Annotated in this window: 19 protein-coding genes; 15 read left to right on the top strand and 4 right to left on the bottom strand. The window is 45.1% G+C overall.

Annotation, left to right across the window (positions count from 1 at the left end; all coding sequences use genetic code 11):
- Positions 1-8 precede the first annotated feature (8 nt).
- Genes ACVA58_RS04570 through ACVA58_RS04560 form a run of 3 tightly spaced genes read left to right on the top strand, consistent with a single transcriptional unit; the run spans position 9 to position 2,803 of the window.
- Positions 9-1,049 carry an ABC transporter ATP-binding protein gene (locus tag ACVA58_RS04570; protein ID WP_446509443.1) on the top strand — a complete coding sequence of 347 codons (1,041 nt, stop codon included), beginning with the start codon at positions 9-11 and terminating at the stop codon, positions 1,047-1,049.
- Positions 1,039-1,806 carry an MBL fold metallo-hydrolase gene (locus ACVA58_RS04565; RefSeq protein ID WP_446509251.1) on the top strand — a complete coding sequence of 256 codons (768 nt, stop codon included), beginning with the start codon at positions 1,039-1,041 and terminating at the stop codon, positions 1,804-1,806. Before ACVA58_RS04570 ends, ACVA58_RS04565 begins: the two co-directional genes overlap by 11 nt.
- On the top strand, positions 1,799-2,803 hold the full coding sequence (locus ACVA58_RS04560; RefSeq protein ID WP_446509250.1) for a LacI family DNA-binding transcriptional regulator: 1,005 nt from the start codon (positions 1,799-1,801) through the stop codon (positions 2,801-2,803). Before ACVA58_RS04565 ends, ACVA58_RS04560 begins: the two co-directional genes overlap by 8 nt.
- Positions 2,804-2,816: 13 nt before the next feature.
- Here the strand turns inward: ACVA58_RS04560 and ACVA58_RS04555 are convergent, their stop codons facing one another.
- Positions 2,817-4,280, bottom strand: coding sequence for a DUF2867 domain-containing protein (locus tag ACVA58_RS04555; protein ID WP_446509249.1), 1,464 nt, complete (start codon positions 4,278-4,280; stop codon positions 2,817-2,819).
- Between the two features lie 285 nt (positions 4,281-4,565).
- Here ACVA58_RS04555 and ACVA58_RS04550 point away from each other — a divergent pair, with 285 nt between their 5' ends.
- The 12 genes from ACVA58_RS04550 to ACVA58_RS04495 all read left to right on the top strand — a co-directional run bounded on the left by ACVA58_RS04550 (position 4,566) and on the right by ACVA58_RS04495 (position 19,095).
- Entirely contained in the window at positions 4,566-5,237 is a 672-nt protein-coding gene (locus ACVA58_RS04550; protein ID WP_446509248.1) for an ABC transporter ATP-binding protein, read from the top strand.
- Complete coding sequence (locus ACVA58_RS04545; protein WP_446509247.1) at positions 5,218-7,683, top strand: ABC transporter permease; 2,466 nt, start codon at positions 5,218-5,220, stop codon at positions 7,681-7,683. Before ACVA58_RS04550 ends, ACVA58_RS04545 begins: the two co-directional genes overlap by 20 nt.
- Positions 7,683-8,786: a lipocalin-like domain-containing protein gene (locus ACVA58_RS04540; RefSeq protein ID WP_446509246.1), complete on the top strand. Its 1,104-nt coding sequence runs from the start codon at positions 7,683-7,685 to the stop codon at positions 8,784-8,786. Before ACVA58_RS04545 ends, ACVA58_RS04540 begins: the two co-directional genes overlap by 1 nt.
- A gap of 34 nt (positions 8,787-8,820) precedes the next feature.
- On the top strand, positions 8,821-10,158 hold the full coding sequence (locus ACVA58_RS04535; RefSeq protein ID WP_446509245.1) for an amidohydrolase: 1,338 nt from the start codon (positions 8,821-8,823) through the stop codon (positions 10,156-10,158).
- 85 nt (positions 10,159-10,243) lie between these two features.
- Positions 10,244-10,891: an HAD family hydrolase gene (locus ACVA58_RS04530; RefSeq protein WP_446509244.1), complete on the top strand. Its 648-nt coding sequence runs from the start codon at positions 10,244-10,246 to the stop codon at positions 10,889-10,891.
- Positions 10,892-11,138: 247 nt separating this feature from the next.
- Entirely contained in the window at positions 11,139-13,334 is a 2,196-nt protein-coding gene (locus tag ACVA58_RS04525) for an FUSC family protein (RefSeq protein WP_446509442.1), read from the top strand.
- A 13-nt stretch (positions 13,335-13,347) separates the two neighbouring features.
- Complete coding sequence (locus ACVA58_RS04520; protein WP_446509243.1) at positions 13,348-14,994, top strand: TolC family protein; 1,647 nt, start codon at positions 13,348-13,350, stop codon at positions 14,992-14,994.
- A 5-nt stretch (positions 14,995-14,999) separates the two neighbouring features.
- On the top strand, positions 15,000-15,203 hold the full coding sequence (locus ACVA58_RS04515; protein ID WP_082008569.1) for a DUF1656 domain-containing protein: 204 nt from the start codon (positions 15,000-15,002) through the stop codon (positions 15,201-15,203).
- Positions 15,204-15,220: 17 nt separating this feature from the next.
- On the top strand, positions 15,221-16,120 hold the full coding sequence (locus ACVA58_RS04510; protein ID WP_446509441.1) for an HlyD family secretion protein: 900 nt from the start codon (positions 15,221-15,223) through the stop codon (positions 16,118-16,120).
- A gap of 17 nt (positions 16,121-16,137) precedes the next feature.
- Positions 16,138-16,809, top strand: a complete 672-nt coding sequence (locus ACVA58_RS04505; RefSeq protein ID WP_446509242.1) for a potassium channel family protein — start codon at positions 16,138-16,140, stop codon at positions 16,807-16,809.
- Positions 16,802-17,932: an AI-2E family transporter gene (locus ACVA58_RS04500; protein ID WP_446509241.1), complete on the top strand. Its 1,131-nt coding sequence runs from the start codon at positions 16,802-16,804 to the stop codon at positions 17,930-17,932. Before ACVA58_RS04505 ends, ACVA58_RS04500 begins: the two co-directional genes overlap by 8 nt.
- 212 nt (positions 17,933-18,144) lie before the next feature.
- On the top strand, positions 18,145-19,095 hold the full coding sequence (locus ACVA58_RS04495) for an SDR family oxidoreductase (RefSeq protein ID WP_446509240.1): 951 nt from the start codon (positions 18,145-18,147) through the stop codon (positions 19,093-19,095).
- 120 nt (positions 19,096-19,215) lie between these two features.
- Here the strand turns inward: ACVA58_RS04495 and ACVA58_RS04490 are convergent, their stop codons facing one another.
- The 3 genes from ACVA58_RS04490 to ACVA58_RS04480 form a co-directional block, all read right to left on the bottom strand.
- A complete protein-coding gene (locus tag ACVA58_RS04490; RefSeq protein WP_446509239.1) occupies positions 19,216-20,040 on the bottom strand; it encodes a hypothetical protein in 825 nt (274 codons plus the stop codon).
- 20 nt (positions 20,041-20,060) lie between these two features.
- Positions 20,061-20,618 carry a curlin subunit CsgB gene (locus ACVA58_RS04485; protein ID WP_446509238.1) on the bottom strand — a complete coding sequence of 186 codons (558 nt, stop codon included), beginning with the start codon at positions 20,616-20,618 and terminating at the stop codon, positions 20,061-20,063.
- Between the two features lie 433 nt (positions 20,619-21,051).
- Positions 21,052-21,888 carry a CsgG/HfaB family protein gene (locus ACVA58_RS04480; protein WP_446509237.1) on the bottom strand — a complete coding sequence of 279 codons (837 nt, stop codon included), beginning with the start codon at positions 21,886-21,888 and terminating at the stop codon, positions 21,052-21,054.
- Positions 21,889-21,894: the final 6 nt, after the last annotated feature.

The raw sequence follows: 21,894 nt of genomic DNA, 5'->3' as shown, positions 1-21,894 counted from the left end.
ATAAGATGATGACTAAATTAGCAATTAACAACCTGACGAAAGCGTACGGTGAAAATGTGGTGATACCTAAGGTTGATTTAGATATCCATGATGGCGAATTTGTTGTGTTTGTCGGTCCTTCAGGCTGCGGAAAATCTACCTTGCTCCGAATGATTGCTGGCCTGGAATCCATCAGTGGCGGTGAGATTAAGCTCAACGGTAGATGTTTAAACGGTATCCACCCGTCTGAGCGTGAAGTGGCTATGGTGTTCCAATCCTATGCACTATATCCGCATATGACGGTAGAGAAGAACATGGGCTTCCCATTAAAAATGGCAGGCACAGACAAAAGCAAGATTGCTGAAAAGGTCAGTGAGACGGCAGGGCACCTTCAACTCGATGCGCTCTTGAAAAGGCTACCCGGAGAATTGTCAGGGGGGCAGCGACAGCGTGTTGCCATTGGTCGAGCGATTGTTCGCGATCCTGAGCTGTTTTTGTTTGATGAACCTTTGTCTAACCTTGATGCAAAATTGCGTGGTGAGATGCGTGTTTATCTTAAGCAACTTCATCAGCAGCTGAATGCAACAATGGTCTATGTTACCCATGATCAGGTAGAAGCCATGACTCTTGCTGATAAAATAGTAGTACTTAACAAAGGAGAAATTGAACAGGTTGGGACACCTGAAGAGCTTTACAATCAGCCTGTTAATCGCTTTGTTGCCGCTTTTATCGGTACGCCAGTGATGAACTTCCTACCCATTGATACCTTGAGTCGTCTAGTGCCGACAATGAAGGTTTTCGATTGCACGGAAAGTGTCGGCATTAGACCGAATCAAGTGTCAGTATGTCCGCAGGATTATGACTGCGAAATGCTCATCAAAGTCGTAGAGCCATTGGGGCATGCCCGTCTTTATTACGGAGAGCTCGGTGGCGAAGCCTTTGTTGTTGAGAGTGATCAGCGGTTTGAGCAAGGTGACAAATTACCGCTGAATCTATCACAATCAGTAAGTCATTTTTTTGATCATCAAGAACAACGCATTGAATCGAAGGCCATTGCCAATGCAGCATGATTTTTCATTTTATGTTGTTGGCAGTGGGGATGCTTACGATAGTGATAGGATCAACGCCAGTTTGTTCATACAGGAAAATAGCTATTCGTTGTTGATTGATTGTGGCCCATGGGTACCAAAGGCATTAATAGGGCACCTGATCGAGCCTGAACAGTTAGACACAATATATATAACCCACAGTCATCCAGATCACTGTGCCGGGTTAACAACGCTGTTCAATTGGATGGATGCAAAAGGTCGGAAAAAGCCGATGACTATTGTCGCTCAAAAAGCGCAATGGGAAGTGCTTAAGCCTCTGGTTGATTTTGCATATTGGCCGTTAGATGGGTTAGGTTTTGAGCTTATTTGGCAAGATAGCGATGAAGTAAACCGTATTGGACCTTGGTTGGTTAAAACCGCCCCGACGCAACATGCCGTGTCCAATCGTAGTCTGCAGTTAACGAGGTCCGCAGGACAGAAATTGTTCTATTCCGGAGACGGGAAACTATTGGAGCAAGGGCGCATACTCGCGGCTCAGTCAGATTGGGTTTTTGTAGAATGCGAGACGCTAATGGTTCACGGCAGCCATGGAGCCTGGCAGGAAATTCAGTCTTATACCCGTAAGCATAATAGTTTATGGTGGCTGTACCATATTGATCCGAAATGTCGGCCAATTTTGGTTAAAGAGGTGGAAAAAACAATGGGGCTGAACGTCGCTGAAGATGGTTATTGTTACAAAGAAAATGAGACTAGGGAGTCTTTAGTCATTCATGAATAAGAAGGTTACAGCTTCAGATGTGGCAGAGCATGTTGGGGTATCGCGTTCAGCGGTATCTCGTGCATTTACCGAAGGAGCCAGTATTAGTGCGGCTAAACGGGATGAGATATTGTTGGCAGCTCAGCAATTGGGCTACCAACCTAATTTTTTTGCCAGAACGTTAAGTACGCCAGCACAGAAAGCCCGCTCTCACTTAGTGGCGATACTGATCAGTGATTTTTCAAATCCTTTTCAATCCTACTTGTTCGAAACTCTTTCGTCGGTACTGCAAAAGCACGGTAAGCAGCCAATGCTGCTTAATGTCAAGCAAGCTGAAGACTTGGATGCGGCACTGATGAGGTTGTCGGGTTACCAAGTGGATGGGGTGATCGCCGTGATGGGATCGCTACCAATAGAAAGTGTTGCTCAGTGCCAGAAGCTATCTTTGCCCTTGGTTACCCTTGGACGTTCAGATCCCGCCGGACAGCACCCTTCCGTGCAAACGGATAATCGGCTGGCGGGTCAACTTGCTGCGCATTACTTTATTGAAAAAGGGTTCTCTCGTGTTGGCTTTGTGGCGGGTAGAGCCGATGGTCAGGCATCCACCGAACGTTTTCAGGGGTTTATCGATACTCTTTATAAGCATGGGATCGATAAAGTTGCTCGGCTAGAGGCTGGAAGATATGGCTATAGTGCTGGTTATCAAATTACGCAGAAAGAACAATCGACATTGCGGCTGTTACAGGGAGTGTTTTGTGCCTCAGACGCATTAGCCCTTGGCTTGATGGACTGTTGCCGGCAGGATATCAGTTTGACGATCCCTAACCAGTTGAGTGTCGTAGGCTGTGATAATGTGCCTCAGTCAGATTGGGAGGGTTATCAGTTAACAACGGTTGCTCAGCCCGTTTTGGAGATTGCTGAGCAAGCTTATCGTTGTTTGGAAGAAGTATGGCAAGGCAAAGCCGAAGTAAATATGGTAGTTCGGATAAAACCGACATTAGTGCAAAGAAAAAGCTAAACCAAAGCCACCCCTATATCGTCTCGGTTTTTCCTTCTTGTGCTTTAGCTTGGCAGCGCCTTACGAGTGCATGTGTCATCCCTCGAAAGATGAAAAGATGGGCAGGCATCATGGCAAACCAGTAGAGTAAACCTGAAAAACCTGCTGGGTGCCACCAGGCCCGGATGTCGATTTCGCGGTGGTCACCTTTATCTTCGATGGTGAATTCTAAGCGGCCCAATCCTGGTGCCTTCATACCAAACAACAGGGATAAAAATTGGTTTGGCATTAAGTTAATTACTTTCCATGAATCAATTTTGTCACCTAGTTCTAGTTGTTCGGGATCCCGACGATAACGCTTGAGTGCATCTCCTCCGATAGCAAAGTCCATCCATTCCCGTATCCGCCACAAGTAGTTGGCATAGAAGTACCCCTCTTTTCCACCGACTAGCTGGACTTGCTGCCATAACTGCTCAGCTGTTGCGTCGGTTTTCAATCTGTATCCAGCCTGTTTGGGGTAATAGCCGTAACCCGGTTGCCAGCGAGCGAGGGCATCTGGGTCAAAGCCCCAAATATCACTTCTGACCACTTCATTTTCATGACCAAGGCTTTCTTCCACGGCTTCTTCGTAACTCAACAGGTGCTGGGGGACTAGAGATTGCAGGGCAGTACCATTTGCCTGTAGATCATGTCCGAGTCCACCGATTAACGCCTTGGCAATATTGGTGGGAACAGATGTGACTAAATGCAGCCACCTTGCAGCGAACTTGGGAGTTAGGAAGGGAACAGATAAGATACGTGCTTCTTTTCCTAAATGCCGACCGATCGTTTTTAGCTGTTGGGCGTAAGTAATGTTTTCTGGGCCAGCCACATCCATGATTTGATGACGAGAAGGCTTGAAGTGCAGTAACTGCAATAAATAGTACAGCAGGTTACGCAGTGCGATTGGCGAGCTTTTGGAATACACCCATTTAGGAGTGATGAGAAGCGGAAAGTGAAAAACAAAATCTCGCATCACTTCGAACGCAGCAGAGCCTGGGCCGACAATAATACCTGCCCGTAATTCTGTAATGGTCTTACCGCTTTCCCTGAGGATATCGCCCGTCGCTTTTCGGGCTTGTAGGTGAGCGGAGGGTTCGCCATCAGATGGCTGTAAAGCACCCAGGTAGATAACGCGTTCTACGGCAGAATCTTTTAGGGCATCACTAAAGTTTTGCGCTGCTTGTAACTCAATATCTATAAAGTCATGGCCGTGATTCATACCATGAACGAGAAAAAAAACACTGTCTACGCCCTCAAGAAGTTCTGGTAAATTTTCGGTATCATTGAGATCTAATTGATGAAGAGTAACGTTTTCTATTTCTTGCCACCCGCGTTTTTCTAACAATTTTAAGTTGCGGCCAGTGGCTCTGATTTTGTAGCCAGCGCTAGCCAATTCGGGCACAAGGTGACTGCCGATGTAACCTGATGCGCCGACAACTAAAATTGTTTGTTCCATAAACTACAGCTCCGTGTCGAAGGGTGATTGTTTCGCTTGGATACTTACCTTGGGATTAGCAGCAATTCCCTGCAACTTATAGTAAGTAGGGTTTACACTAAAATATAACAGCAATTGGTATTATTTAGTTTCTTTTTGTGAGAGCTGCGTAGGGGGTTTGCTTGAAATGTTGATTTGATGTGGTGTGTTTGTTGTATTTCATCTCCATGTTCTTTAAAGGGCTTTATAGAACAATCAGTTTACTGTAAATTTCAGTTCAAAGACTTCCTATCTCTGGGGATTATAATGTTACGACTGGTCGACCTTTGCAAAGGCTACATGGATGGCGATGAATACCATTCGGTTTTGCAAGGCGCTGAGCTGAATTTAAAGCAGGGCGAGCAACTGGCACTCATGGGTGAAAGTGGTTCGGGTAAGAGTACGCTATTAAACCTTATTGCGGGCTTGGATTCCGTCGACTCTGGCGAAGTATGGTTAGGTGACAAGCCAATACATGACATCTCAGAACGAGAGAGAACAGCTTTTCGTCGTAACAACATTGGGTTGGTCTTTCAGCAATTCAATTTACTACCCACCTTGACTACTGCTGATAATATCCGTTTTTGCCGACAGCTAAAGGGATTACCGGAGAAGCCTGCACTCTGGCGGCAAATCATAGCCGCATTGGACTTAATGCCGCTGTTGGGGCGCTACCCTGAAGAAATGTCGGGTGGGCAACAACAACGTGCAGCTATTGCGCGAGCCCTTTATATGGAGCCGCAAATCTTACTGGCGGATGAACCAACCGGCAGTTTGGACGAACGAAATGCAGCTGCCGTAATTAACTTATTGGTAAACCTGACCAAACAATTGCACTGTACGTTGCTGTTAGTCACGCACAGTAAGCAGGTTTCCACGCATATGAATGGCTGTATTCGCCTGCAAGGAGGGCTGTTGCATGTCCAGCCCCGTAGCTAAAGCGCTTTGGGGGCATTACAAGCGTCACCCACTTCAAATTGTCCTTGTATGGTTGGGTTTGACTCTAGGTATTGCCTTGCTTGTCGGGGTGATGGGGGTCAACCAGCAGGCCAGAGAAAGCTATCGTGATGGCGAACTTCTTTTTTCCAACCCTTTTCCTTATCGTATTCGTCACAGCCAGCCTGCACTGAAAGTTCCACAAGGATTTTATATCCAGCTTCGTCGCGAGGGCTTCAACCAGTGTGTACCGCTTGATGAACAACGGATTACGTTGGAAAACGGCCGCAGTGTCGAACTCGTCGGTATTGACCCAATCGCTCTGTTCTCGAGTTTTCGCCGTAACACGATGGCGGGAGTTGAAAATCAAGAGCAAATTCTGTCATTAATGCAACCGCCATACCCTGTACTGGTGGGAGACCAACTTGCCAACTACATGGGGTTTAAAGACGGCCAGACCTTACTGTTGGAGTCAGGTAAAGAAATTGGGCCGTTGCATGTGTTGAATGAAGAAAGGATTAAAGGACCAAGACTCATCGCAGATATGGCCCTGCTTAGGCAGTTGCAGCCAAGCTCAGGGTTGACCTCTATTCTATGTGGTGATTTGGACGCTCAAACACTCAGTCGGCTTGAAGATAAGTTACCAGCAGCGCTGAAGCTTGAGAAGCAAGAAACTGCGGGTCTAGAGCCACTGACTGATGCATTCCACTTGAACTTATTTGCCATGGGGATGCTGGCTTTTGTGGTAGGGCTATTTATTTTCTACCAGGCTATGTCACTGTCATTTTCTCAGCGCCAGCCATTAGTAGGGTTAATGAGACAAGCCGGTGTTTCTTCAGGGCAATTAGTACGCGCGCTGAGTGTTGAGTTGATAGTTTGGATTATTGTCGGACTGGTCGGTGGTAATCTTTTTGGCTTATTACTGGCCGAGAAGCTGTTGCCATCGGTGGCCCAAAGCCTTAATGATCTTTATGGGGCGAATGTCAGCCTCGTTGTACGCTGGCAATGGGAATGGGGCCTAGCTTCGGTATTGATAGCCGTTGGTGGGTGCTTGTTGGCCTGTGGTTGGCCATTGATACGCTTAATAAGGACTCAGCCTGCACGTTTGTCGACTAGGATGTCTTTGGTTAGGTTTAGTGGGCGAGAGTTCGCGCTGCAAGCTGTGTTCTCATGTATGTTTATTGGGGCTGCCTTTGCGGTGTATCAGTTGCCGCATGGCCAAAAAGCCGGATTTGTTTTGATTGCTTGTATCCTGATCGCTTCGGCTCTGGTTATGCCATTCCTGTTGTGGCAACTATTCCGAGTGTTGGGAAATGCAGTGCGTTCTGCTCGTCTGCGATGGTTTTTTTCTGATGCTGCTGCTAGTTTGAGTTATCGCGGTGTTGCTTCTATGGCGTTTATGCTGGCGTTGGCATCGAATATCGGGATGGAAACCATGGTGGGTAGTTTCAGGAATACTACTCAAACATGGTTAGAGCAGCGATTGGCTGCTGATATCTATATTCGCCCTGCGATCAGCATGGCACCGAGAATGACACAATGGCTGGAAAATCATGATGAAGTGAAACAGGTTTGGTGGCAATGGCGCAAGATGCTGCCAACGGAAGCTGGTACACTGCAAGTTGTTAGTATTGGTGGTACTGCCGATGAGAAACAGGCCTTGGCAGTGAAAGTTGCGATTCCCAATTACTGGCAGAAGCTCCACCATGAACGTGCTATTTTGGTCAGTGAGTCGATGGCGCTAAAGCAGAATATCAAGCCGGGACAAGTACTGGACCTTCCTCCTCCGCTGAATAAACAATGGCTTGTTGCTGGGATTTTCTATGATTATGGTAATCCGCATGGTCAGGTCATTCTGTCTCAAAAACGCTGGAAAGCGGTATGGCCGCATAAAGGCCAAGTCAGTTTGGCTGTTCATCTTGAAGACCATTCACAGGCCGATAATATGATCCGCTCGCTGGGTGAAACCTTCCGCTTGCCACCCGAACGGATCCGGAACAATAACGAATTGATGCTTCAAGCGATGAACGTCTTTGATCGTACCTTTATCGTAACAGCAACCCTAGGGAAATTGACCTTGTTTGTGGCTGTATGCGGTCTGTTCTTTGCTACTGTGGCGGGCGAAACCTCGCGCCTTCGTCAGTTTGCATTGCTGCGCTGTATGGGAATGACTGGACGCGAGCTTGCTTTGCTCGGAGGTGGCCAGTTGCTCGTTATTGGGTTGTTGACGGCATTGATTGCTCTACCGCTCGGGCTGGTATTGGCTCAGTTGTTAATTGATGTAGTGCTTAAATATTCGTTTGGCTGGACTATGCCTATTGAGTACTTCCCAACAAACTATCTGTTTTCTTTGGGCTCGGCGTTATTGGTGTTGTTGCTTGCCGGAGCTTGGCCTGTATGGCGCTTGGTGAAGCAGTCGGCCATTATGTCACTTAGGGAGTCGTTCTGATGAAGGGAAACAAGTTTCCTCGTTGGTATTTTGTCATTTCGATACTGACGTTGAGCACCGTCTTGTTTATGTTGAGCTACGATAGGCCCGATCAGAGGGAAAACCCCTCTGTTGCGATGATGTCAGGACAAAACAATGACCAGTTCGCGCAAGTTATGCCGGGTTATCAATTTCAGTTTCCTCGTGACCACTTACCTCACCCTGAGTTTAAAACAGAATGGTGGTATCTGACCGCAAACCTCAAGTCAGATGACGGGGAAGAATTTGGTCTTCAGTGGACCTTGTTCCGGTCCCGATCGGTCACAGAAAAAGGGCTGGGATGGGAAAGTCCGCAGCGATATATGGCACATGCGGTGGTGACCAGTAAAAATAAAACGTGGTCAGCAGAGCGTTTTGCTCGTGGCGGGATTGGGCAGGCAGGTGTATTGGGGCAGCCTTATCGCGCTTGGTTGGATAACTGGGAGTGGCGCTCTTATTCTGATTCGCCATTTCCGGGGATGCTCACATTTGCTGACCCAAGCGGTATGGCGGGTAAGTTAGCGATTCAGCAAAGCGGTGGTATCGTTCTGCAGGGTGATCAAGGCTATAGTAAAAAACATGCTACGGAAGATATTGCCTCTTATTATTTTAGCGCACCTTTTTTGACGGTAGACGGCAAGTTGGAGCTTGATGGTAAGCTTTATCAGGTTTCCGGCGATGCTTGGTATGATCGCGAATGGAGTAGTCGTGGCCTTTCAGACAATCAGATAGGGTGGGATTGGTTCTCCATCCACCTCGATGATGGAAGTGCATTAATGCTGTACCAGATCAGGGAAAAAGATGCCCGACCATATTATTTTGGCTCGTTAAGTTGGCCTGATGGTAATACAGAGGCACTGGCGGCTGAAGATATTCAGTTATCACCGTTTTCATTTACCCATCATGGGGATAAAACGTACCCCGTAGTGTGGACGATTAAAGTACCATCCAAGGCAATAGAACTTAAAGTGGATGCGGTCCGAAAGGAGCAATGGCTTCCCTTCATCTTCTCGTATTGGGAAGGACCAATAACGGTTACAGGAAGCCACACAGGACAAGGATTTATGGAGTTGACCGGTTATTAAACTGCGCTCTGTAAAAGATTATTAGGAAGAAAAGGTGTTAAGTAACTTGCATTTCGACGAACAGACGCTGTCGCAGCGCTTAATGAATCATCGCCGGGAGTTTCATCGCTACCCGGAAGCCGCGTGGCGTGAATTCTTTACGACGAGTCGTATCGCTAGCCACCTTGCACATTTTGGCTACTCACTGCATTTTAGTGATGAGATCATTTCGCGCTCTTCAATCATGGGGCGTAATGAAGTGCTAGTTGCAGAAGCACAGGAGCGGGCAATTAGCTGGGGAGCAGATATCACTTATCTTGCTCACATGGATGGGATCACTGGTGTCGGTGCGGTGCTTGACACGGGAAAGCCAGGTCCGGTGATTGCACTTCGTTTTGATATTGATGCGGTTGAAGTGATGGAAAGTGAAGAAGACGCTCACCGCCCGCGTTTTCTTGGCTTCGCTTCTCTTGCTTCAGGTATTGCCCATGCTTGCGGTCATGATGCCCATGCCTCTATTGGTTTGGGGGTTGCTGAGGTGTTGGCTGCAAACAAGCATTTGCTGAAAGGCAAAATTAAGTTACTTTTCCAACCAGCTGAGGAAGGATGCCGTGCGGGTAAAGCCATTGCAGAGAGTGGATGGCTTGACGATGTTGATTATTTCTTTGCTGCCCATATTGGGATGAATGTGCCAAGTGGTACGCTGGTTTGCGATCCCCAACATTTTCTATGTAGTTCCAAGTTTGATCTTCACTTTACAGGAAAACCAGCACATGCAGGCATTGAACCAAACGCCGGGCAAAATGCTCTTGCTGCGGCTTGTACTGCTGTCAGCCAAATGTTAGCAATTCCACGTCACCGTGATGGTATGACCCGTATTAACGTTGGGCAGATGCATGCGGGAGATGGGCGTAATGTGATTCCGGCCAGTGCGGTGTTATTGGGAGAAACTCGCGGTGAGAATCGTGCGCTTAATTCCTATATGTTCCAGCAGGTAGAAAATATTGCCCAAGCAGCGGCCTTGATGCATGGGGTAAAAGTAAAGCTGTGCGCCCAAGGCGAAGCGATTGGTCTTGAAAATGATCCTGAATTGGTTGAATTGCTCGAGTATGTTGGTCCTGATAGTGGATTTACCGAAGTGCTTAGAGAAAAAGATTTTGGCGCCAGTGAAGATGCGGGATATTTAGTTGATCGCGTTCAGTCCCGTGGCGGTAAGGCGATATATTGCCTAGTCGGCTCGGATTTAACGGCAGGCCATCATAATGGTGACTTTGATATTGATGAGAGTCGAATGTTACCTGCGGTGAAGCTATTACTTAATGCGGTTAATGCACTTCAGCAACCGCCACTGGTAAAAGAGCCCATAGATGAGCCTTCGATAACCAATAAATAATCAAATGCCTCAGTATATTGCTGGGGCTTTTTGTATCGGGTTACAAAAGACGTCAGCTGGGTAATGATATTTTCAGGGAGAGAGAATGAAACGCGATACATTGTTGTTTGATACATTGATTTTTGATTTAGATGGCACTATCAGCGATCCCAAGCAGGGAGTCGTGCGCTCTATGAATCATGCGTTAGCTGCCCATGGCTATCAAGCACGATGTGAAGATGAGATTGCCAGCTATATTGGGCCTCCTCTCGATCAAATCTTCATGAATATTGTTGAATCAAAGCAGCCATCATTGATCCTTGAGCTTGTTGCTACCTTTCGTCAACGCTATGCCGATATTGGTTATTCGGAGAATCGACTTTATGCAGGCATGCGTGAAACTCTCGATGCCCTGAAATCGGAGGGAAAATATCGCCTAGGGGTATGTACATCTAAGCGAGTTGACTTTGCATGTAAAATTTTAGCGTTATTCGATCTACTTGATCACTTTGAGTTTGTCGACGGTGGTGATGTTGGAATAGAGAAGTGGCAACAGCTGCAGGCACTCAAGGAGCAAGGTGTGATTACAGATCAGTCCTTGATGATCGGTGATCGCTATGTCGATCTTACTGCTGCTAATAAGAATGGCTTAAAGTCAGCGGGTGTTCTCTGGGGTTATGGTTCTAAAATGGAATTGGAAGCTCATGCGCCAGCCTTTTTATTCTCTAAACCCCAGGAACTGATACAGTTATAAGGTCGTTTTTACTGTTGTGCTTTTGGGTAATGCTCAGGTAAGAACGGAGATAGAAGCCTAACAATCCGATAGATAAGACAATTTTTTGCTACATGTGACCAAAATTATCCTAGCATTAGTAATTATGCCTACAAGGGCATAATTACTAATATTAGGGGGTATGGTGAGCAAAGCGGATACTCAGGTACTTCGTATCAGAGACAAGCTATTGGTTTTCCAGCTGGGAAACTGGTTAATCCCTTTTTGTCTGAATGATAAGTTCAAGTTTGCCTTCCGTGTCGCCACTAGTCTTACATTAGCCTACATGATCCCTATGGCTTTGGGGTGGACACAACCTTCAACCGCTGCAACGACTGTGATGTTGATAGCATCAACAGGTAGCCGCCGAGAGTCCATGGCAAAGGGGACGTTGCGAGTACTCGGTACAATTGCGGGTGGCATTATTGGTTTGCTGTTAGTCGGGCTATTCGCTCAGGATCGCTTGCTGTATATGTTGATGGTGTCCCTTGTTGTTGTGATCGTATTCTATATCCGTTCAGCTTATCTGAATGACCCGACATTGTTTATGCTCACTGGTGTCATGATCCTTATGATGTACAACGGGGGTGATGCCGAGGGCGCTTTTCTTTACGGTATTGACCGTACTTTTATGACGGTGTTCGGGGTTGTTGTTTATACCCTTGTTGGTATCTTTCTTTTTCCGCCAAAGGTAGAACAAAACCTTCGCCAGTTGGGCGATAATTTAGCTTCTGCGCAAAAAGCCTTGTTTGAAGTAATGAGCGCCCCGCCAAAGCAACAGTCGTCTCAAAATGAAGCGGTTAACTCAGATAACCTAGATACTTTGGATAGCGCTGATACCTCAGATCTTTTAGAGGCCGAAGAAAAAGAGCAAGCACCAACCTTAGCTGATCTCAGTAAGGCGTTATTTGCCGCTCAACAAGCCTTTGAAGCAAGGTACCAGACTCTCAACAGTGAGTGCAGTGCAGTATCGGCGTATAAAAAAGAGTGGGATGGCACGGTTGCGTTGTATGGTCAGATCACGGAATTACTTTTGTTTGCTGCCAAAGATCATTCGCGGTCAGGAGGGCACCCGATAGAATACCTTCGGGGCTTTGATGAATTACGCACAGAGGTGATCCAATTATTCGAAAGGCTTCCTAATGCATGGGAAATACAAGCTGCACACTCTCCCCAGTCGCTGGATCCTGTTGAGTATGATGGAGAAAGACTGAAGCAAGCGGGACACCTTTATCGAGGAGAGGCGGTATCTTCAGGATATTTGTTCAATCAATTGCGAGAGCGACTGGCCAAGCTCGAAAGTTGTATCAGCAGTATTGATTCACTCACCGGAACCGTCGATTTTGAGTTACCGCCATTAAAAGCTAAGCCCAATTTTAATTGGTGGGACGCTGAAAATGCCAAGTCGACTATAAAGACATTTGTGACCTATTGGATAGCAGGCGCATTTTGGATTCAGTTCAATCCGCCAGGTGGTTATAACTTTGTCATTTTCAGTACACTCTTTGTGTCTATTCTCTCTTTTATGCCCTTCCACCCAGTAATGTTATTTATATTGTTTACGCTGGGGTTTGTTTTCTCTGTTCCCGCTTATGTTTTTCTCTTGCCGCAATTAACTCTAGGCGCAGAACTGGCTATGTTTATCTTTATTTATACCTTTGTCGGTTTTTATGTGCTCAAAGGACCGGTGACTATCTTCTTCTTGCTAGGTATGTTCACCCTCGGTATTGATAACAGCATGGTTTACCATTTCGGCATTACCCTCACGATTATCACCTTGTTCTACATGACGGTGTTGTCTGTGGTGATCTCCTATTATTTACCGTTTTCGAGCCGTCCAGAGCACCTGCTACTCGTTTTCAGGGAGCGTTTTTTCCGCCATGCAACAGGTGTGATCCGGTTGCTGCAAGTCGACCAGTTGTCAATCTGGCATAAGATTCAGTTGGTTTGGCGTATTACTACGATGGTGGTGGCACTAAAAAAAATGCAGGTGTGGGGAGCGAAATTTAAAGCAGATGGTTATCCATCAGTGACTTCTGAGCAACTCAATGCTTACATTACGCAATGTGATTTATTCCACCATCACCTGATGATATTAATTAAGGCGCGTAAAAAGCTGGATGAAAACCCATTACTGATACAAGCCAAAAAAGGCAATAGAGATATGGTGATCCCTGCATTGTCACAGGCTTTATGGAAAGTGGAATTAGCGGAAGTCGAGCATTTAAAGCAAGACTACCAAGACTTAGAAGCTCGACTTGATGAGTATTTTTCTCATCTCGAATTGGAGAAGTATTCAAATTCAGACATTGCAGGTTTTTATATCTTTCTAAACTTGAAGAAAAATATTTTCGAATCACTGCTTAATTGTAAGCAGGTGAGTGATGAGATTGTTTGGAAAGAATTGTCGATGAAGCGGTTTTAGGGAGCAGGGCGTGGTGAGTAAGATTAGCGTTTGCATAACAGTGTTATCTTTGCTTGTTACGTCAGGCTGTACGGTATTAGGCCCGAAATTTGAAGGTGTTGCTCCAGCAACGTTGCCCACATCATGGTCTTCGTCGGATCTTGAGCAGAGTAAAAACAAAACCGCGCGCTGGTGGCAGCAATTTGATGATTCAGTACTCAATGAGCTAGTGGAAAAAGCCAGCCAACAAAACCTCGACTTAGAGGCCGCTGGGCTCAGAATCCTCCAGGCTCGGACCGCCGTCGGTGTCGCCGAATCATTTCAATATCCTCAGCGGCAAAATGTATCGGGTAGTGTGGCAAAAATCTACCAAAACGAAAATACCTTTGATAATGCTTCGTTGAGCTTCGACGCCGCTTGGGAGCTGGATGTTTGGGGGCGTTATGTGCTTGGCGTCGAGTCCGCTGAAGCAACCTTGTATGCGTCAATCGCATCCTATCACGATATTTTGGTCACCATTACTTCAGAAGTCGCTCGAAATTACATCAATTACCGAGCATTCCAAGAGCGGGTGCTGCTATCAGAGCGTAATATTGAAATTCAGCGTCGCGTGGTGCGGATTACCGAAATTCAATATGAGTCAGGTAATGTGACGGAGTTGGATGTCCAGCAAGCAAGAACCCAGCTGTATAACACCGAGTCGGCACTCCCAAGTTTGAAAATCGGCATGATGCAATCGCGTAATGCCATTGCAGTGCTACTTGGTATTTTGCCGGAACAAGCGATAGTGATGCTGGATAGCCCAGCAGTGAATGCCAAAATAAAAGCCTTCGACAATAAATATGAGGGGACGCGGAGTAACAGGCTAACCAGTGATTACGACCAATACTCCTTGATTCCTGCTACCTTGCCAATCAGTACACAAGTCGATGCCAGTTTGGTATTGCGCCGCCCGGATCTTCAGCTTGCAGAATTACAGGCTCATGCACAGAGCAGTCAAATTGGTATTGCAGAAGCTGATTTGTATCCGCAATTTTCATTGTTCGGAGTTATTGGCCTCAACAGTACTGTACCTGCTGGCAATGATTTCAGTTTTAGTGACTCTCTAAATCTCTCTCTTGGCCCTACCTTCTCGTGGAACATTTTTCAGTACGGACGGGTGAAAAGTACTATTCGCGCTCAAGACGCTAGGTTCCAAGAGACATTGACCAATTACAACAAGCAGGTGTTGTTGGCGGTGCAGGAGGTAACGAATGCCCTTGAGTCATACCAGCTTAATCAATATCAGCAGAAGCTTGCCTTCCGTTCTGTGGATGCATCGGTACGGGCTTACAACATCTCATTGACTCAGTATGAAAATGGCCAGATTAGTTTTGAGCGTTTGCTCAATTCACTCGAGAAGATGACCCGAAGTGAAGATGCTTACGCCATTGTGAAGGGGAATGTCGCCAATCAAGTAGTCGCGCTTTATAAATCACTCGGAGGTGGGTGGGAAGCTGAAACCGGTCGGCCATACCTCAATGATGCATTACGTTCGCAAATGGAAAGTCGGACAGATTGGGGGGAGATGCTGGATGAAACACAGCTTCCCATATTGTCGCCAAATCAAGTTCCCAAAGCCGTGTCACCGTTTGGCGAGCCGATAGATCCGGCCAAGCAGAGTTATCCTGGAGGCCCATAATGGAAGTGCCGCATGAAATGTCCTGGGGAGATGTGTATTACTCCCCCTTTTTACTTGTCATCATTTTGTCTGTGATTGCGACTTGGATAACGGTAGTGATTTTAAATAAAACGCGACTATCTCGGCTGATTGCCTACCCATCGATGACATTTTTGGCAATAACGGTGCTCTATACCGTTGCTATTGATGCTTACTTTATTCAATTTTAGGTGTGCATATGAAGAGTATAAAAAAGCTATTCGTTATTGCGCTGAACTTCATCATTATTGGTGGTGCCATTTATTATGGTTATCAGAAATACCAAGAATATTTCGACAACCCGTGGACCCGTAACGGTCAAGTCCGTGCCAACATTGTCAAGGTGGCGCCTCGGGTTTCAGGGCCTGTCGTTTATGTGCCAGTTGTTGATAATCAATTTGTGCGCAAGGGGGAGTTGTTATTTCAAATCGATCCCACTACATATGAGGTAGCGTTATCACAAGCTGAAGCCTCGCTTGAGCGCTCGAAAATAAGCTCGAAAGGTAAGAAAATTGAACTAGATCGCTTGCTTGATATTCAGCGAAAAGATAGAGGGGCGGTCTCGTTGAAAGACATTACCCGCCGGCAAATTTCTTATGAAGAGTCGCTTATCCAAATCAAAGTCTCTGAGCAAAAGTTACGCGCAGCTAAATTGAATATGGAGTTTACCCAAGTATTCGCCTCGGTTGATGGCTATGTGTCTAACTTGGATATTCGCGAAGGCACACAAGCAGTAGCTAATCAGCCTTTACTCGCCGTGGTTGATGTAAATAGCTTTTGGGTGTTCGGTTATTTCCGTGAAAACCAGCTATCTAATATCAGCATAGGTGATCAGGCAAAAGTAACCTTGATGGCTTATCCAGAGGAGCCGATTGAAGCGGTAGTTGACTCTGTCGGGTGGGGGATCGCCCCACAAAACGGTGCTGTGGGCTATAACTTATTACCAAGCGTGAACCCTGTTTTTCAATGGATCCGTCTGGCACAACGTATACCAGTAAAAATCACCCTATCGACATTGCCTGAAGGCGTGAACCTGCGTTTCGGTATGACCGCATCGATTATGGTGATGGAAGAGCAACAGGATCCAGAATCAGAGCACACCCAATAGTCGGATTAGGAGGGGAAATGGGTAAGAAAATCACTGAAGAAAATAATTTTTACTACCTCACGATCGCTTTAATTGTTTTGCTGGTGAGCTCGTCACTTGATCAGGTACTGCATGTCACTTGGTTGGATAAGATAATGCAGGGGATCACCTTGCTGACGTTTCTTGTTTGCTTGATGAGCTTACGATTTGACTCTGGGTGGTATCGTTTTTTGCTAAGCCTTGCTGTTGTATGGATTGGGCTGGTAGTTGTCAAAGAGCTGTTTGATTTCAAACAAATTGATGTAGCCATGTTGGTACTGATGCTGAGTTTCTTCTTTGGCACGTTCAAATCTATTATGCGGCAAATCCTTTTCACTGGCAGCATAGATAACAATAAAGTCGTTGGCTCATTGGCGTTGTTCTTACTCCTTGGCTTAATGTGGGCCATTGCCTATTTGCTTATTTTGGAATTTTCCCCTGAGTCATTCACTGGTCTGGAGGCTAAAAACTGGGGAGATAATTTTTCCAATGCCGCTTATTTTAGTTTTGTCACTCTTACTACGCTGGGCTACGGCGACATGAGCCCAATCTCACCCGTTGCGCAGGTCATTGTGTATTTAGAAGCGACTGCTGGCGTGTTCTATATGGCAATTGTGGTAGCCAGCCTGGTCGGTGCCAGCCAAAACAGTCAGGAAAACAACGATGGATAAACAACTTGAAAAGCAAAAGAGCAGTATATTTATCAATAATATGCTGGAAGCATCAATAAGGATCGGGCTATTAGTTATTTTGATCGTGTGGACTTATGACATTATCAAACCGTTTGTTATTCCTGTGCTTTGGGGCGCAATTATAGCGGTGGCGTTGATGCCGCTAACCCTCAAGTTGGAGGGGTTAATGAAAGGGCGACGGGGATTGTCAGCCACTATTTTAGCTCTTCTAGGGATCACCATTTTAGTCGTGCCGTTAGTGGTTGTAATGGGATCTATATTCGATGGTGTCGTTGGACTGACCGACTTTTTGCAAAGCGAAACGGTCAAACTACCGGGACCTCCAGCAAGAGTTGCTGAAATCCCGATGGTGGGAGAGAAGCTACATAGTACCTGGGCTTTGTTTGCCACCAATATGGAACAAGCTCTGATGAAATATTCAGAAGAAATAAAAGCGGCAGTGGGGGCTTTTGCTGGCGCATTAGGTAGTGGCTTAGCAACAGTTGTCATGTTTATTATCTCTTTGTTGATCGCTGCTGGTTTTATGGCGCATTCAGAGTCGATGGCCAAAGCGGTTGGGCTTGTATCAGTTCGGGTTGTTGGTAAACATGGTGAAGAATGGGCTAGCTTGATAGCGGCAACAATACGAAGTGTTTTGTTGGGGGTCGTGGGCGTTGCCTTCATTCAATCAGTCTTGATTGGTCTTGCTATGTTTGTGTTTAAAATACCGGCGGCAGGCTTGATCACTCTTGTTGTTTTCATTTTAGCCATTGCCCAATTGCCGGCGCTATTGATTGTGTTACCTGTTATTGTTTACGTTTTCTCTTATATGGATACTACCCCGGCGACTATATTTACTGTTTGGGTGCTACTTGCCGGGTTGTCTGATAACTTACTGAAACCTATGCTAATGGGACGGGGAGTCGACGTCCCAATGCCCGTCATATTGATTGGTGCCATTGGCGGAATGATTTCAGCTGGTATTATCGGACTTTTCCTTGGTGCGGTGGTTTTGGCCATTTGGTATGAGTTATTCATTTCTTGGATGAAGATGTCGCCGCAAGAGAAGGGAAGTGCCCATGAGGCAGAAGACGTTGCCAAGGCCCAGCCCAATACTGATTAACGGATAGTAATGATTGACGCGCCGCTGAAAGTAACTGCGGAGCTTCTGGGTATATAACCGCTGGAATATTGATCGTGTTTTGTCGCTTTCATATTCCAGCTTTTCTTTGCTAATAATTCGAATAATTACTCTATACTTGGTTAGACAAGTACAGTAATGCAATGTTATTAGCATTGGCCATGGAATGAAGATAACTACAGGACGTCGTGGTAATGAGTAATTTTTTTGATAAAGCAAGACGAGCGATAAACCAGTTAGAAGTGATGGTGAACACTATTTCTATGCCAAAGGTTAAGCCTGGTGAGCAGAACCTTAGTGATCCTCTTACCGCGCATTCGAGCTCCTTAGCGAATAAAACGGTATTGATCAGCGGAGGCTCACGTGGGATTGGCTTTGCGATTGCCAAGCGATGCGCACAAGAAGGGGCGACGGTGGTCATAGCTGCAAAAACCGCCGAACCGCACCCAACATTGCCCGGTACAATATACACAGCTGCTGAAGAAATTAATCAGATGGGAAAGGGGAAAGCTATTCCTGTTGTGTTAGATATTCGAGATGAAGCGGCAATAGCCAGTGCGGTAGAGCAAGTTGTCACGCAAACAGGTGGGATCGATGTAGTGATCAACAATGCCAGCAGCATTCACCTACAGAACATGGAAAACACCCCAAGTAAACGTTTTGACTTGATGTTTTCGATTAATGTACGAGGAACGTATTTGTTGACGCAAGCTTGCTTGCCGTATTTACGCAAGGCGTCCAATCCGCACATTTTGACTCTATCGCCGCCAATTGATTTAAGCCCACAATGGTTCAAGAATTACGGTGCGTATACCTGTTCGAAATATGGCATGTCGATGATGACCATGACGTTTGCCAATGAACTTAAAGAGTACGGTATTGCCGCTAATTCATTGTGGCCGAAAACCACCATTGCCACTTCAGCAATATCTCATATGAAAAACGGTAAGAAAATTATGGAGCACTCACGCCACCCAACCATTATGGCCGATGCGTGTTATGAGGTTCTCACCCGAGATGCGAAAGAATGTACGGGGCGGTTTTTTATTGATGAAGAGGTATTGCAGCATAGAGGTATTACTGACTTTTCTGACTATGCCTGCAAGCCTGGTGCTTCTTTGCAGCGAGATTTATTTTTAAGCTAAGGGTAGGGTAATAACTAGAACTAAGTATATTGCTGTTACTTGGATATAGGTTTGGCTTTAAAATAGTAAATAAAAAAACAAGCGGCTAAGCCGCTTGCAAAACAGTAAAGTAATGAAAAGTTACATCTGAACGTTATTGATTGTGTTGTAATAAGAACCATTAGATACTTCTACGTACGAGTAATCCTGCGTATTTTGATCAATGTAGACTTTATTTCCAGAGGTGTAAGAGCCTTCATCGTCAATAAGAACGCGTGCTTGAGAGTAATCACCATACTGCTTTACAGATACTAGATTGTAATCAGCATCACCACCGTAAATATCTACATCAATTTCATTGTGGTTCCCAATGGTTTTGGTATAAACCTTATTGTCGTCACCATAAACAATATGAATATCAGTATCATTGTGGTGACCTCTTTGAATCATGCTCACTTTGTTATCATCTGCATATTCGTCAATTTTAACATGGTTTTTATTGTGAGTGCCCACTTGCTTAGTGTAGATTCGGTTGCCATCAGAGTAGTCATCAATCTCATTATTAGATTTGTTTCTGTAACCTTTTTGTACCGCTGAGATTTTATTGTAATGAGAGTCTTCATCTACTTCTGTACGAGAATCATTTTTCTTTCCGTACTGATTCACATACATTTTGTTATAATCCGAATTCTCGTCAATAATGGCGTCTGACTTGTTAAGCTTTCCGGCTTGTTTAACATATACTTTGTTGTAATCAGAGTCGTCGTCAACTTTAACTTTTGATACGTTCTTGCTATTATCGCCTCTCGAATATTGATACACATCAACGTTGTTATTATTACTATCATCAGTCACATAAATGAAAGAGCGGTTATCGTCATGTGCTTGTGACTCATAATATTCTGGTGAAGCAAGTGCTGTACCTGAAGCCATAGTTGCTGCGATAATCATTGCTAGCTTTTTCATGATATTATCCTTAATTGTGCTTAATCAATAACGATATTGCGATTCATACCGTTGATGATCACATGAGTTTGACCACCGGTTTGGTTTATTTCAGATTGAAAATTTCTAACATTACTTTTTTGTACAATTAATGCGGTATTGTCATTTCCATATTGACTTATTTCTCCCTCATTACCTCTACCTTTTTGAACCAAGGCGGCTTTATTGTTGTTACCAACTTGTAAAATGAGACCGGTATTATCAACACCAGTCTCAGAAATATATGCAAGGTTATTATGTCCATCTTGTTGTATTGCTGCTGTATTCAAAGCACCTTGCTGATGGATAATAGCCTTGTTACCATTCCCCGATTGTGAAATTCCAGCTTTGTTATTACCACCATTACCTACGTTTTTTTGAATGATAGTTGCGATGCCATTATTACCATTGCTAACTTTTATATAAGCGTAATTATCAAACCCATAGCTTATTTCATTTATATGACCTAATTCATTTAACGAAAGGTCACTTGAGTTTGCATGGTTATGAACAGCCAACAGACCAAAGGATATGATTACTGCTTTGTTTAATCTCTTCATCACCACATCCGTCTTGTTGTTTCATCTTGTAATCTAATTATCGCTTTTGCAAAAAGATTCTCATTAAACGATCAGTTGAATTATTTTGCGACTGATTAATAGTAATGACTTAAATATCAATGGTGAGAATTGCTTATAATGGGTGATATCAATGAGTCAGTCTAAACTTAAGTTTAAATAGCACAAATGCAATCAGGTGCTTGCAATCAGATGCTAGCAACCGGTGGACTATTGTGTGATCTATTGGTTATGACTCTTCCGAATTGAATTATCAATTTTACGTGAATGACATTTATTGTTCGGCTTGACCTTTTGGCATAGCCATAGCCATCACTAGAATTGACTGAGTATGGAGTAAGAGAATAAATCGGGTGTGGCTAGAAACGAAAAGGCCCTCCAAAGGAGGGCAAAAGGTGGGACCTTAACTGTTTTGCTAGATTATTGGCTGACTCTTTTCCATGTATTGTTGGATAATAGGGTTGTTGAGGTCTTCTTCTCGGAGGGTTGTCCAGAGTCCAGTCTGAATACCATCAACAATAACATGGACAACGGCAGCATCTATGGCAGACATAACTGCGACATTGACGGGTTCATTGGTGGTGTACCCTAACTCGGCCTCAAGTAAGTCTTTATAATCGATGAACTTGAAGACACCGGTTTGAACCTCTTGTGAGTAGATCGTCTTACTGGTAGTAACACTGAGCAGTATTCGACCACTTCTCACATCAACGGCTCTTACGTTTACAGTGACCTGATCGGCTCGAAACTGCCCAGATGCCCCAATACCAAGATAACGCGCACCAGCACCGCCGGTTTTGATATTGGTATCATAAGCGACTATACCGCCTTCAAACATGATATTGGCCGATTCTAGAGAAGGTAAGTTGTTACCATGGTTTGCTACGACTTCATCTTTTTTCTGCGCTGCTCGAATGATTTTTCGCTCGGTAAGCAGGTTTTGTAATCCTTCACGTTCAAGGGGAATAAACCATTTAGAATCAAGCAAGGATGTCATAAGCAAAGCGGCTGCCCCTTGGGGAACGGCGGTGGAAAAGTTACTATTTGGCTGAGGCTTGTACTGACCACTTTGATCCCTGAAGTCATAAACCGAAACGTATACTTTTCCTCGGGGTAGCGGCAAACTGACTAAATCGTTATAGGTAGCCCCTCGTGACATTAGGTTTGGTTTTTCGTCGATATCCGGCGTTCCCATCGATAATGAGCAACCACTTAATATAACCGAGAACAGAACTGCAAATGTTGATTTCATTACTGT

The sequence above is a fragment of the Photobacterium sp. DNB22_13_2 genome (assembly GCF_052873915.1).
The sequence above is the reverse complement of the archived record's forward strand: the minus strand, read 5'-3'. Positions and strand labels throughout refer to the sequence as shown.